Consider the following 13,310-nt stretch of genomic DNA (forward strand, 5'->3'; position numbering starts at 1 on the left):
CAGAGTAAGTTACGCCTCGGCTTTTTTCGTCGCCGCTTCGATCTTACGCGTGATGTACCACTGTTGGGCAATCGACAGGCAGTTGTTCACAACCCAGTACAGCACCAGACCCGCCGGGAACCACAGGAAGAAGAAGGTGAAGATGATTGGCATCATTTTCATCACCTTGGCCTGCATCGGATCCGGAGGTGTTGGGTTCAGACGCTGCTGGATGAACATGGTCGCGCCCATGATGATCGGCAGGATGAAGAACGGATCCTTGATCGACAGGTCGGTAATCCACAGCATGAATGGCGCCTGGCGCATTTCCACGCTTTCCAGCAGAACCCAGTACAGGGAAAGGAAAACCGGCATCTGCACCAGGATCGGCAAGCAGCCACCCAGCGGATTGATCTTCTCTTTCTTGTACAGCTCCATCATGGCTTGCGACATTTTCTGCCGGTCATCGCCATGTTGCTCTTTCAGTGCAGCCAGTTTCGGAGCCACGGCGCGCATGCGGGCCATCGACTTGTAGCTGGCGGCCGACAGAGGGAAGAAAATCCCTTTGATCAGCATGGTCAGGAAGATGATCGACCAGCCCCAGTTGCCGACGATGCTGTGGATATGTTGCAACAGCCAGAAGATTGGCTGGGCAATGAACCACAGAATGCCGTAGTCGACAGTCAGTTCCAGACCTGGGGACAACTCTTTCAGCACCGCCTGGCTTTTCGGACCGGCGTAAAGAACAGCGCTGGTCTCGACTTTCGCACCCGGTGCAGCGGTCAGCGAAGGACCGGTGTAACCGATGATGTAGTTGCCTTTGCTGTCTTTACGGGTCTGGACGATGTTGTTTTCGCCCTTCGGAGCAACCCATGCAGTCACGAAGTAGTGTTGCAGCCAGGCTACCCAACCACCGGTGACGGTTTCCTTGAGCTGAGCTTTGTCCATGTCCTTCATGGACACTTTCTTGTACGGCTCGGAACTTGTCCACAGGGCTGCGCCCAGGTACGTCGCGGTACCGGTTGCAGTTGTGGACGAAGGATCGGCGCTGGCATCGCGTTTCAGCTGGGCGAACATCGAACCGGACCAGAGCTGAGCGCTCTGGTTGTCGATCAGATAAGTCACGGTCACGTCATACAGGCCACGTTTCAGAGTGAAACGCTTGATGTAATTGACGCCGTCCTTGCTGAATTTCAGGTCGACGACCAGTTGGTCTTGACCGTCAGCCAGTTGATAAGTCTTCTTCTCCGAGGAGTAGATCGGGCGACCGGCCGGGTTTGCATCCGGACCGTTGGTGCCAATCAGACCGCTCTGGGCCAGATAAGTACGTTCGCCACCGTTGTCGAACAGCTGGAACGGAACGTCCGGACGATCCTGACGACGTGGATACAGCGGCAAGGTCAGCTGGGCAACATCACCGCCTTGTGGATCGATCGCGAGATCGAGCACGTCGGTCTTGATCTGGATCAGATCCTTGCTGACGGCGACCGGCGTTTCGGCAGGTGCGCTGGTATCACTTGCGGCGCGCGGAATATCGTCACTGGCAGCAGCATTATTGCCAGTGGCGGTGTCCGGCAAACCGGATGTAGTCGTACTGGAAGCAACATTCTGAGTCGGCAGGGCAGCCTGGCCATAGTCCTGGTTCCATTTAAGGACCATGACATAGGACACGATTGCCAGGGCGACGATCAGGATCGTGCGTTTGATATCCATGATTACTCGGCCATCGAAGAAGAACGGGAGGTAGGGATAGGTGGAACCGGGTCATAACCACCGGGATTCCACGGATGACAGCGACCTAAACGACGAAAGGTCAGCCAGCCACCGCGCAGAAGGCCATGATTTTCGATGGCTTCATACGCGTAGCAAGAACAACTGGGGTAGAAACGACAGTGACTGGCCATCAGGGGACTAATGGCGTAGCGATAAAACTGGATCGGAACGAGTGCCAGTTTACGCATCTGGACTGTCTACCCCTACAGTTTCGGTTTTGACTGCTGGTGCCGGCTTGTTGCGTGCCAGACGTTTCCAGAGTTTGCCGAAATGCTGAATCAATTCGGGGTTTTCTACGTCACCCAAACCTTTGCGCGCGACGATAACGATGTCCCAGCCGACCAGTGAATCCTGGTGCAGGCGAAACGATTCGCGCATCAGACGTTTGAGGCGATTGCGCTCGACGGAGAGTTTTACACTCTTTTTCCCGATAACCAGTCCGAGACGGGGGTGATCGAGATCGTTGTTGCGCGCAAGGAGCAGGAGATTTTTCCCCGGAACCTTGCCGGTAGGGGAGTCAAAGACTGCCTTGAAATGCCGGGGAGTAAGCAGACGCTTTTCCCGACTGAAGTCCTGACTCACCTCCAGTGCCGGATTATCAAACTGCCAGACGTGCGCGGCCTTTGGCGCGACGACGCGACAGTACGGCACGACCGTTCTTGGTAGCCATGCGAGCACGGAAACCGTGGGTACGAGCGCGTTTGATAGTGCTTGGTTGGAAAGTACGTTTCATGTCGTGTTACCTGGTTCGTCCACAACGGGCCGGAATGGCCCCCGTTTTAAGAGACCGGGGATTCTAGAGAAAGCAAGTCCATAGGTCAATTTCCAACCAGCGTTTCCTTATAAATAGATCTTCAGAGCGTCCAGGACCTGATTACCCGGTTTGCCAGAGATAAAAATAAAGAAGGGAATTATTTAAAGCTTTTCTGTAAAGCTTGTAAAAGCTAGGAACACCACTGTCTGTGGATAACTGGCTCAAGGCCTTGTTTCAAGCGATGTACAGAGAATGACAACTACAGTGGAAAACCGTGTTCAGCCTGTGCTGCGCTGTCGGATAACCTGTGTGTGGAATGGGTGGTTATCCACAGGATGGTTATCCACCGAGTTTCGCCCCCAGTTGTCCAGTGTGCTCAGATACGGTTATCCACAGAGCTTATGCACACACCGTCGGTCGCCTTTTTCTCGTTTAACGCATTGATAAATCATGTCCACCGGGCAACCTGCATGTGGATAAGTGGACGACTGGCCGCTACAATGGCCGCTTGTTTTTGCCTCACCGGCTTTCAACTTAGGGGATATCCGTGTCAGTGGAACTTTGGCAGCAGTGCGTGGAGCTTTTGCGCGAAGAGCTGCCTGCCCAACAATTCAACACCTGGATCCGTCCACTACAGGTCGAAGCCGAAGGCGACGAGTTGCGCGTCTACGCACCGAACCGTTTTGTTCTGGACTGGGTCAACGAAAAGTACCTGGGGCGCGTCCTTGAACTGCTGGATGAGCATGGCAACGGTCTGGCACCGTCGCTTTCCTTATTAATAGGCAGCAAACGCAGTTCGGCACCGCGTGCCGCACCGAATGCGCCATTGGCCGCTGCGCAAGTGTCCCAGGCTCAGACCAATGCCGCGCCGGCAAGCGCACCAGCGCCAGCTCCCACGCCTGCACCGACCAAGCGTTCGACGCAGAAAACCGAAGAAATCAGTGAAGAGCCGTCCCGCGACAGCTTCGATCCGATGGCCGGTGCCGCTTCGCAACAGGCCCCGGTTCGCGCCGAACAGCGCACCGTGCAGGTCGAAGGCGCGCTCAAGCACACCAGCTACCTCAACCGCACCTTCACCTTCGAAAACTTCGTCGAAGGTAAATCCAACCAGCTCGCCCGTGCGGCGGCCTGGCAAGTGGCAGACAATCCCAAGCACGGCTACAACCCGCTCTTCCTTTATGGTGGCGTGGGTCTGGGTAAGACGCACTTGATGCACGCGGTGGGTAACCATCTATTAAAGAAGAACCCGAATGCCAAGGTCGTGTACCTGCATTCCGAGCGTTTCGTGGCCGACATGGTCAAGGCACTGCAACTGAACGCGATCAACGAGTTCAAGCGTTTCTACCGTTCGGTGGACGCCCTGCTGATCGACGACATTCAGTTCTTCGCCCGCAAGGAACGTTCCCAGGAAGAGTTTTTCCACACCTTCAACGCCCTGCTTGAAGGTGGCCAGCAGGTCATTCTCACCAGTGACCGCTACCCGAAAGAAATCGAAGGCCTTGAAGAGCGCCTCAAATCCCGCTTCGGCTGGGGCCTGACGGTTGCCGTCGAGCCGCCGGAGCTGGAAACCCGCGTCGCCATCTTGATGAAGAAGGCCGACCAGGCCAAAGTCGAGTTGCCACACGATGCGGCGTTCTTCATTGCCCAGCGCATTCGCTCCAACGTCCGTGAGCTGGAAGGCGCGCTGAAACGCGTGATCGCCCACTCGCACTTCATGGGCCGCGACATCACCATCGAGTTGATTCGCGAATCCCTGAAAGACCTGTTGGCGCTGCAGGACAAACTGGTCTCTGTGGATAACATTCAGCGCACCGTCGCCGAGTACTACAAGATCAAGATCTCCGACTTGCTGTCCAAGCGCCGTTCGCGTTCGGTCGCTCGTCCGCGTCAGGTGGCCATGGCATTGTCCAAGGAACTGACCAACCACAGCCTGCCGGAAATCGGCGATGTGTTTGGCGGTCGCGACCACACGACCGTGTTGCACGCCTGCCGCAAGATCAATGAACTTAAGGAATCCGACGCGGACATCCGCGAGGACTACAAGAACCTGCTGCGTACACTGACCACTTGATGAACACCAGCGCAGCTTATTAAGGCAAGGGACTAGACCATGCATTTCACCATTCAACGCGAAGCCCTGTTGAAACCCCTGCAACTGGTCGCAGGCGTCGTCGAGCGCCGACAGACCTTGCCGGTACTGTCCAACGTGCTGCTGGTTGTCGATGGCCAGCAACTGTCGCTGACCGGTACCGACCTGGAAGTCGAGCTGGTCGGTCGCGTGCAACTCGAGGAGCCGGCTGAAACGGGTTCCATCACCGTGCCTGCGCGCAAGCTGATGGACATCTGCAAGAGCCTGCCAAACGATGCGCTGATCGACATCAAGGTCGACGAGCAGAAGCTGGTGGTGAAAGCCGGCCGTAGCCGTTTCACCCTGTCGACCCTGCCGGCCAACGACTTCCCGACTGTGGAAGAAGGCCCGGGTTCGCTGACCACCAGCCTGGAACAGAGCAAGCTGCGTCGTCTGATCGAACGCACCAGTTTCGCCATGGCCCAGCAAGACGTGCGTTATTACCTCAACGGCATGTTGCTGGAAGTGTCGACCGGTGTGATCCGTGCCGTGGCCACCGACGGTCACCGTCTGGCCATGTGCTCGATGCAGGCCGACATCGGCCAGCAGGATCGCCATCAGGTGATTGTGCCTCGTAAAGGTATTCTCGAACTGGCACGTCTGCTCACCGAGCCGGATGGCAATGTCAGCATCGTGCTGGGCCAGCACCACATCCGCGCGACCACCGGCGAATTCACCTTCACCTCCAAGCTGGTCGACGGCAAGTTCCCGGACTACGAGCGTGTTCTGCCGAAAGGCGGCGACAAGTTGGTACTGGGCGATCGTCAGGCGCTGCGTGAAGCGTTCAGCCGTACCGCGATTCTGTCCAACGAGAAGTACCGCGGTATCCGTCTGCAACTGGCCAGCGGTCAGTTGAAGATCCAGGCCAACAACCCGGAGCAGGAAGAAGCGGAAGAAGAAGTAGGCGTGGAATACAACGGCGGCTCCCTGGAAATCGGCTTCAACGTCAGCTATCTGCTCGACGTGCTGGGCGTGATGACCACCGAGCAGGTTCGTCTGATCCTGTCCGACTCCAACAGCAGTGCGCTGGTGCAAGAGTCCGACAACGACGATTCGGCTTACGTTGTCATGCCGATGCGTCTGTAATCAGCTGACTCTGGATGTCGTTAAGTCGCGTTTCGGTCACCGCGGTGCGCAATCTGCACCCGGTGACCTTCTCCCCCTCCCCCCGAATCAACATTCTTTACGGTGCCAACGGCAGCGGCAAAACCAGTGTTCTGGAAGCCATTCACCTGCTTGGGCTTGCCCGTTCGTTTCGTAGCACGCGGCTGTTGCCGGTCATCCAGTATGAGCAACTCGCCTGCACCGTATTCGGTCAGGTTGAACTTGCCGAGGGTGGCCACAGCGCATTGGGGATATCTCGCGACCGTCAGGGCGAGTTCCAGATTCGCATCGATGGTCAGAATGCCCGCAGCGCTGCGCAACTGGCGGAGATTCTGCCGCTGCAGTTGATCAACCCCGACAGCTTTCGCCTGCTGGAGGGTGCGCCGAAGATTCGCCGGCAGTTCCTCGATTGGGGCGTATTCCACGTCGAGCCACGGTTCATGGCCACCTGGCAGCGTTTGCAGAAGGCCTTGCGCCAGAGAAACTCCTGGCTGCGGCATGGTACACTTGACGCCGTTTCGCAAGCGGTTTGGGACAGGGAACTGTGCCAGGCCAGCGCTGAAATCGATGAATACCGCCGCGCTTACATCAAAGCCTTGAAACCAGTCTTTGAACAAACCTTGAGCGAACTGGTTGAGCTCGAAGGTTTGACGCTCAGCTATTACCGAGGCTGGGACAAAGACCGGGAATTGAGCGCTGTACTCGCCGGATCCGTGCAACGGGACCAGCAGATGGGTCATACCCAGGCCGGGCCACAACGGGCTGACTTGCGTCTTAGATTGGGTGCACACAACGCCGCGGACATCTTGTCCCGGGGTCAGCAGAAGTTGGTGGTCTGTGCATTGCGGATTGCCCAGGGGCATCTGGTGAGCCAGGCCCGACGCGGCCAGTGTATTTATCTGGTGGATGACTTGCCGTCCGAACTGGACGAGAGCCATCGTCGCGCGCTGTGCCGCTTGCTGGAAGACTTACGCTGCCAGGTTTTTATCACCTGTGTAGATCACGAATTATTGAGGGAAGGCTGGCAGACGGAAACGCCAGTCGCTCTGTTCCACGTGGAACAGGGCCGTATCACCCAGACCCACGACCATCGGGAGTGAAGGCATTGAGCGAAGAAAATACGTACGACTCATCGAGCATTAAAGTGCTGAAAGGCCTGGATGCCGTGCGCAAACGTCCCGGTATGTACATTGGTGACACCGACGATGGCAGTGGTCTGCACCACATGGTGTTCGAGGTGGTCGACAACTCGATCGACGAAGCCCTCGCCGGCCATTGCGACGACATCAGCATCATCATCCACCCGGATGAGTCCATCACCGTTAAAGACAACGGCCGTGGCATCCCGGTAGACGTGCACAAAGAGGAAGGCGTTTCCGCCGCCGAGGTCATCATGACTGTCCTCCACGCCGGCGGTAAGTTCGACGACAACTCCTACAAGGTATCCGGCGGTCTGCACGGTGTAGGTGTTTCGGTTGTGAACGCGCTGTCCGAAGAGCTGGTCCTGACCGTTCGCCGCAGCGGCAAGATCTGGGAACAGACCTACGTCCACGGCGTACCTCAGGCGCCGATGGCGATCGTTGGCGACAGCGAAACCACCGGCACCCAGATTCACTTCAAGGCTTCCAGCGAAACCTTCAAGAATATTCATTTCAGCTGGGACATCCTGGCCAAGCGTATTCGTGAACTGTCCTTCCTCAACTCCGGTGTCGGTATCGTCCTCAAGGACGAGCGCAGCGGCAAGGAAGAGCTGTTCAAGTACGAGGGCGGCCTGCGTGCGTTCGTTGAATACCTGAACACCAACAAGACTGCGGTCAACCAGGTGTTCCACTTCAACATCCAGCGTGAAGACGGCATCGGCGTGGAAATCGCCCTGCAGTGGAACGACAGCTTCAACGAGAACCTGTTGTGCTTCACCAACAACATTCCGCAGCGCGACGGCGGCACCCACCTGGTGGGCTTCCGCTCCGCACTGACGCGTAACCTGAACAACTACATTGAGCAGGAAGGTCTGGCGAAGAAGCACAAAGTCGCCACCACCGGTGACGATGCCCGTGAAGGCCTGACCGCGATCATCTCGGTAAAGGTGCCGGATCCTAAGTTCAGCTCCCAGACCAAAGACAAGCTGGTGTCTTCTGAAGTGAAGACCGCGGTCGAACAGGAAATGGGCAAGTACTTCTCCGACTTCCTGCTGGAAAACCCGAACGAAGCCAAACTGGTTGTCGGCAAGATGATCGACGCCGCCCGTGCCCGTGAAGCCGCGCGCAAGGCTCGTGAGATGACCCGCCGCAAAGGCGCGCTGGACATCGCCGGCCTGCCGGGCAAGCTCGCTGACTGCCAGGAAAAAGACCCGGCGCTGTCCGAACTGTACCTTGTGGAAGGTGACTCCGCGGGCGGCTCTGCCAAGCAGGGACGCAACCGCAAGACCCAGGCCATCCTGCCGCTGAAGGGCAAGATCCTCAACGTCGAGAAAGCTCGTTTCGACAAGATGATCTCGTCCCAGGAAGTGGGCACCCTGATTACCGCGCTGGGCTGCGGTATCGGTCGCGAAGAGTACAACATCGACAAGCTGCGCTATCACAACATCATCATCATGACCGATGCTGACGTCGACGGTTCGCACATCCGTACCCTGCTGCTGACCTTCTTCTTCCGTCAGTTGCCGGAGCTGATTGAGCGCGGCTACATCTACATCGCCCAGCCGCCGCTGTACAAGGTCAAGAAAGGCAAGCAAGAGCAATACATCAAAGACGACGACGCCATGGAAGAGTACATGACGCAGTCGGCCCTGGAAGATGCGAGCCTGCACCTGAACGAAGACGCCCCGGGTATTTCCGGTGAAGCGCTGGAACGTCTGGTGAACGACTTCCGCATGGTGATGAAGACCCTCAAGCGTCTGTCGCGCCTGTACCCGCAGGAGCTGACCGAGCACTTCATCTACCTGCCGGCCGTCAGCCTGGAAATGCTCGGCGACCACGCCAAGATGCAAGACTGGCTGGCCCAGTACGAAGTCCGTCTGCGCACCGTCGAGAAGTCGGGCCTGGTCTACAAGGCCAGCCTGCGTGAAGATCGTGAACGTGGCGTCTGGCTGCCAGAGGTCGAACTGATCTCCCACGGCCTGTCGAACTACGTCACCTTCAACCGCGATTTCTTCGGCAGCAACGACTACAAGACCGTCGTCACCCTCGGCGCTCAACTGAGCACCCTGCTCGACGAAGGCGCGTACATCCAGCGTGGCGAGCGCAAGAAAGCGGTCACCGAGTTCAAGGAGGCCCTGGACTGGCTGATGGCCGAAAGCACCAAGCGCCACACCATCCAGCGATACAAAGGTCTGGGTGAAATGAACCCGGATCAGCTGTGGGAAACCACCATGGACCCAAGCGTGCGCCGCATGCTGAAAGTCACCATCGAAGACGCCATTGGCGCAGACCAGATCTTCAACACCCTGATGGGTGATGCGGTCGAACCTCGCCGTGACTTCATCGAGAGCAACGCTCTGGCGGTATCCAACCTGGATTTCTGATCCTGGTCAGTACCAACGAAAAGGCCAACGCATCAGCGTTGGCCTTTTTTTTATTGCCTGCGATTCACTCCCCCGCCGCCACACTCTCCAACCGATACCCATACCCATAAATCGTCAACAACTGCCAACCCCGATCCGCCGTCAGCCCGAGCTTGTTGCGCAGGCGATAGATATGCGTGTCCAGCGGTCGCGATGTGGACATCTCTTCGTGGGGCCAGAATCGTTCGTACAGGTAATCCCGTGACAGTGGTCGGCCGAGGTTGCTGAACAGGCAATGGGCGAGACGATACTCGCGCTCGGTCATGACGATCGGTTTCCCGTCGCGGGTGACGGTCAGTTCGGCGTCATCGAACACCAGGTCATTGAAACGCAGAACCTCGGCCGGGGTGCTACGTTGCAGGCTGTGCCGGCGCAGCACCGCTGCAACTCGGGCTTTCAGTTCATTGGGCCGAAACGGCTTGCTGACGTAATCGTCGGCCCCCGCATTCAGGGCCTGAACGATATCGCTCTCGCCATCGCGGCTGGTGAGCATGATGGCGGCCGGCGGGGCTTCCATGTGTTCGCGGGTCCAGCGCAGCAGCGCCAGGCCGGTGAGGTCGGGCAATTGCCAGTCGAGGATCAGCAGGTCGAAGGTTTCCCGGCGCAACTGTCGCAGCAGGTCTTCACCGCTTTCGAAGCTGTGCAGTGACCAGGGCTGTCCTCCGGCCTCGGCCATTTGTTGCAGGGTCTGCTCGACCCGGCGCAGTTCGGCGGGTTCATCGTCCAGTATCGCAACGCGCATACGCGGTGGTTCCTTGTCGCTCGGGCAATGGGTGCCGACCGGATCGGCTCACTCCATGCAGTGAAAGTAAGCGGCACGCCGAGGGGTGAGCCGCTATGATTCTTCGGGTCTACGTCCTCAGACCGGCCGCCTATGAAACCATTCAACCCGCCCTGCCCTGTTTCCCATGAATAACCACCGCCGACACGAAAGCCGCGTACCCAGCCAGGTTCAGCGTTTGTTCCGGCAACTGGTGCGCGAGTGGGTGTGGATAAGTCTAGTGCTGTTGCCGCTGACTGCACTGCTTTCCTGGCGTGCGCAGATCAATTTGCATGATCCGGCGCCGTTGATGGGCGCGGGACTTTCAGTTGCCTTGGTCGCTTGCGTACTTGGGTTGCTGCTGTGGCGCCCGCGTCTGGCACTCTGGCTGACATTGGGCGGGATGGCCTGTGTGCTGCTGACCAGTGCAGGCCTGGCTGAAATGCGGCGTTGGTGGTCACCCACGCCTGCGGTGCTGGGCATGCTGTTCGGCTATCTGATCTGGAACTGGCGACGCCTGAGTGTGGTGCTGACCTACTTCGGCTGGGAGCTGGCGCGGCTGGACAGTGAACCGAAAGTCTTTCCCGAACGGCGTCGGGCGCAGTTTCCCAGCGCCGACCGCTTGCAGGGGCAGATCATGGCGCTTGAGCAAGCCATGAGCCGCACTCGCGATACCCGCCGATTCATCGCCGACGGGCTGGAGTATCTGCCGGTCGCGACCCTGATCAGCGATCCACGGGGGCAAGTCTTGTTGGGCAATCGCAAGGCCCGGAGCCTGTTCGATCACAATCTGGTGGGCGAGGATGTGCTCGATCAACTGGCGGGCCTGGGCTATCCGGAGTTATCCACAGAGCCACACCCGCCGCTGTCCGAGCTGCCTCTGCTGGAGTTTCGTGACCACAAGGAACGTAGCCTGCGCCTGGAACGCGCCGCATTGTTGCCGGTTGATGGCGACCTGCCGATCGGCTGGCTCCTGAGTCTCACTGACCTCAGCGCCGAACGCGCCGCCGAGGAACAGCGCGGTGTGTTGCTGCGCTTCCTGTCCCATGACCTGCGCGCGCCCCATTCGGCGATTCTTGCCCTGCTCGATGTGCACCGACATCAGGCGGGAACGGATTCGCCACTGTTCGAACAGATTGAGCGCCAGGTACGCCGGGCGCTGGAACTCACCGACGGCTTCGTTCTGCTGGCCCGTGCGGAATCCGAGGCGTACCAGTTTCAACCGAGCCTGTTCGGGATGCTGGTCATGGACGTTCTGGATCAGGCGTTGCCCATCGCTCAGCAAAAACGCATCGAGCTCCTGAGCGACATGGACGAGCAATCACAGGAGCGTCTGATTCTGGCCGATCAAGGCTTGTTGACCCGCGCCCTGTTCAACCTGCTGGAAAATGCAATCAAGTACAGTCCCGCCGAATCCACGGTCGACATGCGTGTCAGTTGCCACAACGACTGGCTGCGTTGTGAACTGACCGATCAAGGCAAAGGCATCGCTGCAGAGGAGCTGCCCGACCTGTTCAGCCAGTACCGGCGCTTTTCTTCTGCACAGGGCATCGACGGCGTGGGCCTGGGGTTGTCGATGGTCAAAGCCGTGGTCGATCACCATGGCGGTCGGATCGAGTGCCTGAGCGTGGTCGATCAAGGCACGACATTCCGTCTGGAACTGCCACTGATCGCTGAAGAGCAGGCATAAAAAAACCGGCTATATCAGCCGGTTTCCTTACTTCCGAAAAAACTTATGCACCTTTTACGGTGTTTTATCAGCTTCGGAAATATATAAGTAAATCAGTCACTTAATTCGATAATTCGGGATTTTGCGAACAAACCGTACACAGGTTATCCACAAATCTCAGACAGCGATCTGATCGTTCGCAGCCGGTGCCTGAGGGGCCGGAGGCAGCGAGCCCATTTCCCGTTGCGTTTTCTCGTTCCACGCCTGCACCCGGTCATTCAGATCGGCGATGGCGCGCGGGCCACTGCCCTCGGCGTACATCGGCTCACCGATGACCACGGTAATCACACCCTGCTTTTTACCCCAACCGATTTTCGGCCAGAACTTGCCGGCATTGTGTGCAATCGGCAGTACCGGAAGCCCCGCATTCACCGCCAATGCGCTGCCACTGCGGGAGAACTTGCCGATGGTGCCGTGGGGAACGCGAGTGCCTTCAGGGAAGACCAGCACCCAGACATTGTCCTTGAGCAGCTCGTCACCTTTCGCCGCCACCTGCTTGAGGGCGGCTTTCGGGTTGTCGCGGTCAATCGCGATCGGTCGCAGCATGGCCATGGCCCAGCCGAAGAACGGCACGTACAGCAATTCACGCTTGAGCACCTGGCTCAAGGGCGAGAAATAAGCGGAGAGAAAAAACGTCTCCCAGGTGCTCTGGTGGTTCGATTGAATCACGCACGGCCGGTCAGGCACGTTTTCCGCGCCTTTGACTTCGTAACGGATACCGAGAAACACCTTGGTCAACCACAAGGCGCAGCGGCACCAGTACACGTTGATGAAACGATAGCGCGCCTTGAATGGCAGAAAGGGCGCGATGAAAAAGCTCAGGCTGCACCACAGCAGAGCGGTGGTGCCCAGCAGCAGGTAAAAGAGGAAGATTCTGATGGCCTGCAGTATCGACATGGCGACGTTTACCGTTACGGGCGATGCCCGACTGTTCAAGCGCACTCCCGATCAATCCCTGGTCAGGAACTTCAGAAGCACTCTAGTTGTGGATAAGTTCTGCGGCAATCGCCGCGAGATCGTCAAAAATCAGGGTGCCCACCGGCAAGGTCTTGGCCTGAGTCTTTTCGCCTTTCCCGGTCTTTACCAAAACGGGCTGTGAATCGACGGCTTTGGCGGCCTCCAGGTCACCAAGGCTGTCGCCGACGAACCAGACATTCGTCAGCGCGACGTCGTAATGCTGCGCGATGGTTTTCAACATCCCCGGTTTCGGCTTGCGGCAGTCGCAACCCTCGTCCGGCCCATGCGGGCAATACACGATCAGCCCGACTTCACCGCCCTGCTCCGCCACCAGTTCGCGCAGGCGCGCGTGCATGGCATCGAGGGTGGCGAGGTCGTAGTAGCCACGAGCAATGCCCGACTGGTTGGTGGCGACCGCCACCGTCCAGCCGGCCTTGCTCAACTGCGCAATCGCTTCGATCGAGCCGGGCAGTGGAATCCACTCTTCCACCGACTTGATATAAGCGTCGGAGTCGTAATTGATCACTCCGTCCCGATCGAGAATCAGCAGTTTCAACAGCAATC

General features: G+C 58.1%; 12 protein-coding genes. 5 read left to right on the forward strand and 7 right to left on the reverse strand.

From position 1 onward, the window contains the following. Positions 1 to 9 precede the first annotated feature (9 nt). Genes yidC through rpmH form a run of 4 tightly spaced genes read right to left on the reverse strand, consistent with a single transcriptional unit; the run spans position 10 to position 2,485 of the window. Positions 10 to 1,692, reverse strand: a complete 1,683-nt coding sequence (gene yidC, locus ACEN93_RS16900) for a membrane protein insertase YidC (protein WP_495610291.1) — start codon at positions 1,690 to 1,692, stop codon at positions 10 to 12. Between the two features lie 2 nt (positions 1,693 to 1,694). Then, positions 1,695 to 1,940 carry a membrane protein insertion efficiency factor YidD gene (yidD, locus tag ACEN93_RS16905; protein WP_010465488.1) on the reverse strand — a complete coding sequence of 82 codons (246 nt, stop codon included), beginning with the start codon at positions 1,938 to 1,940 and terminating at the stop codon, positions 1,695 to 1,697. Continuing rightward, positions 1,933 to 2,334, reverse strand: a complete 402-nt coding sequence (gene rnpA, locus ACEN93_RS16910; protein ID WP_039765426.1) for a ribonuclease P protein component — start codon at positions 2,332 to 2,334, stop codon at positions 1,933 to 1,935. Before rnpA ends, yidD begins: the two co-directional genes overlap by 8 nt. Positions 2,335 to 2,350: 16 nt before the next feature. Further along, positions 2,351 to 2,485: a 50S ribosomal protein L34 gene (gene rpmH, locus ACEN93_RS16915; RefSeq protein ID WP_003213577.1), complete on the reverse strand. Its 135-nt coding sequence runs from the start codon at positions 2,483 to 2,485 to the stop codon at positions 2,351 to 2,353. 568 nt (positions 2,486 to 3,053) lie between these two features. On the opposite strand from rpmH, the gene dnaA reads away from it, so the two are divergent. From dnaA to gyrB, 4 genes are read left to right on the forward strand one after another with little or no spacing between them, the layout of a single operon-like run. After that, complete coding sequence (gene dnaA / locus ACEN93_RS16920) at positions 3,054 to 4,577, forward strand: chromosomal replication initiator protein DnaA (protein WP_039764962.1); 1,524 nt, start codon at positions 3,054 to 3,056, stop codon at positions 4,575 to 4,577. A 39-nt stretch (positions 4,578 to 4,616) separates the two neighbouring features. After that, positions 4,617 to 5,720 (forward strand): DNA polymerase III subunit beta, encoded by a 1,104-nt coding sequence (gene dnaN / locus ACEN93_RS16925; RefSeq protein WP_011331733.1) that lies wholly within the window; start codon positions 4,617 to 4,619, stop codon positions 5,718 to 5,720. Between the two features lie 14 nt (positions 5,721 to 5,734). Beyond that, positions 5,735 to 6,838, forward strand: coding sequence for a DNA replication/repair protein RecF (gene recF / locus ACEN93_RS16930; protein ID WP_003220208.1), 1,104 nt, complete (start codon positions 5,735 to 5,737; stop codon positions 6,836 to 6,838). Between the two features lie 5 nt (positions 6,839 to 6,843). Continuing rightward, the gene (gene gyrB / locus ACEN93_RS16935) at positions 6,844 to 9,261 is read left to right on the forward strand and encodes a DNA topoisomerase (ATP-hydrolyzing) subunit B (protein ID WP_011331734.1); all 2,418 of its coding nucleotides are present in this window, start codon (positions 6,844 to 6,846) and stop codon (positions 9,259 to 9,261) included. Between the two features lie 64 nt (positions 9,262 to 9,325). On the opposite strand, the gene ACEN93_RS16940 is transcribed toward gyrB, so the two are convergent. Continuing rightward, entirely contained in the window at positions 9,326 to 10,042 is a 717-nt protein-coding gene (locus ACEN93_RS16940; RefSeq protein ID WP_039764956.1) for a response regulator transcription factor, read from the reverse strand. 166 nt (positions 10,043 to 10,208) lie between these two features. Here ACEN93_RS16940 and ACEN93_RS16945 point away from each other — a divergent pair, with 166 nt between their 5' ends. Next, positions 10,209 to 11,750 (forward strand): sensor histidine kinase, encoded by a 1,542-nt coding sequence (locus ACEN93_RS16945; RefSeq protein ID WP_039764954.1) that lies wholly within the window; start codon positions 10,209 to 10,211, stop codon positions 11,748 to 11,750. A gap of 156 nt (positions 11,751 to 11,906) precedes the next feature. Here ACEN93_RS16945 and ACEN93_RS16950 read toward each other — a convergent pair whose 3' ends face one another. After that, the gene (locus tag ACEN93_RS16950) at positions 11,907 to 12,686 is read right to left on the reverse strand and encodes a lysophospholipid acyltransferase family protein (RefSeq protein WP_495610292.1); all 780 of its coding nucleotides are present in this window, start codon (positions 12,684 to 12,686) and stop codon (positions 11,907 to 11,909) included. 82 nt (positions 12,687 to 12,768) lie between these two features. Continuing rightward, on the reverse strand, positions 12,769 to 13,308 hold the full coding sequence (gmhB, locus tag ACEN93_RS16955) for a D-glycero-beta-D-manno-heptose 1,7-bisphosphate 7-phosphatase (RefSeq protein WP_165369524.1): 540 nt from the start codon (positions 13,306 to 13,308) through the stop codon (positions 12,769 to 12,771). Positions 13,309 to 13,310: the final 2 nt, after the last annotated feature.

This window comes from Pseudomonas sp. Pseusp21, assembly GCF_059492145.1.

Excerpts from the sequence above, each read along its gene's own strand:
- ACEN93_RS16945 (WP_039764954.1), top strand. The coding sequence starts at position 10,209 with ATGAATAACCACCGCCGACACGAAAGCCGCGTACCCAGCCAGGTTCAG.
- rpmH (WP_003213577.1), bottom strand. The coding sequence starts at position 2,485 with ATGAAACGTACTTTCCAACCAAGCACTATCAAACGCGCTCGTACCCAC.
- recF (WP_003220208.1), top strand. The coding sequence starts at position 5,735 with ATGTCGTTAAGTCGCGTTTCGGTCACCGCGGTGCGCAATCTGCACCCG.
- dnaN (WP_011331733.1), top strand. The coding sequence starts at position 4,617 with ATGCATTTCACCATTCAACGCGAAGCCCTGTTGAAACCCCTGCAACTG.
- yidC (WP_495610291.1), bottom strand. The coding sequence starts at position 1,692 with ATGGATATCAAACGCACGATCCTGATCGTCGCCCTGGCAATCGTGTCC.
- ACEN93_RS16950 (WP_495610292.1), bottom strand. The coding sequence starts at position 12,686 with ATGTCGATACTGCAGGCCATCAGAATCTTCCTCTTTTACCTGCTGCTG.
- ACEN93_RS16940 (WP_039764956.1), bottom strand. The coding sequence starts at position 10,042 with ATGCGCGTTGCGATACTGGACGATGAACCCGCCGAACTGCGCCGGGTC.
- yidD (WP_010465488.1), bottom strand. The coding sequence starts at position 1,940 with ATGCGTAAACTGGCACTCGTTCCGATCCAGTTTTATCGCTACGCCATT.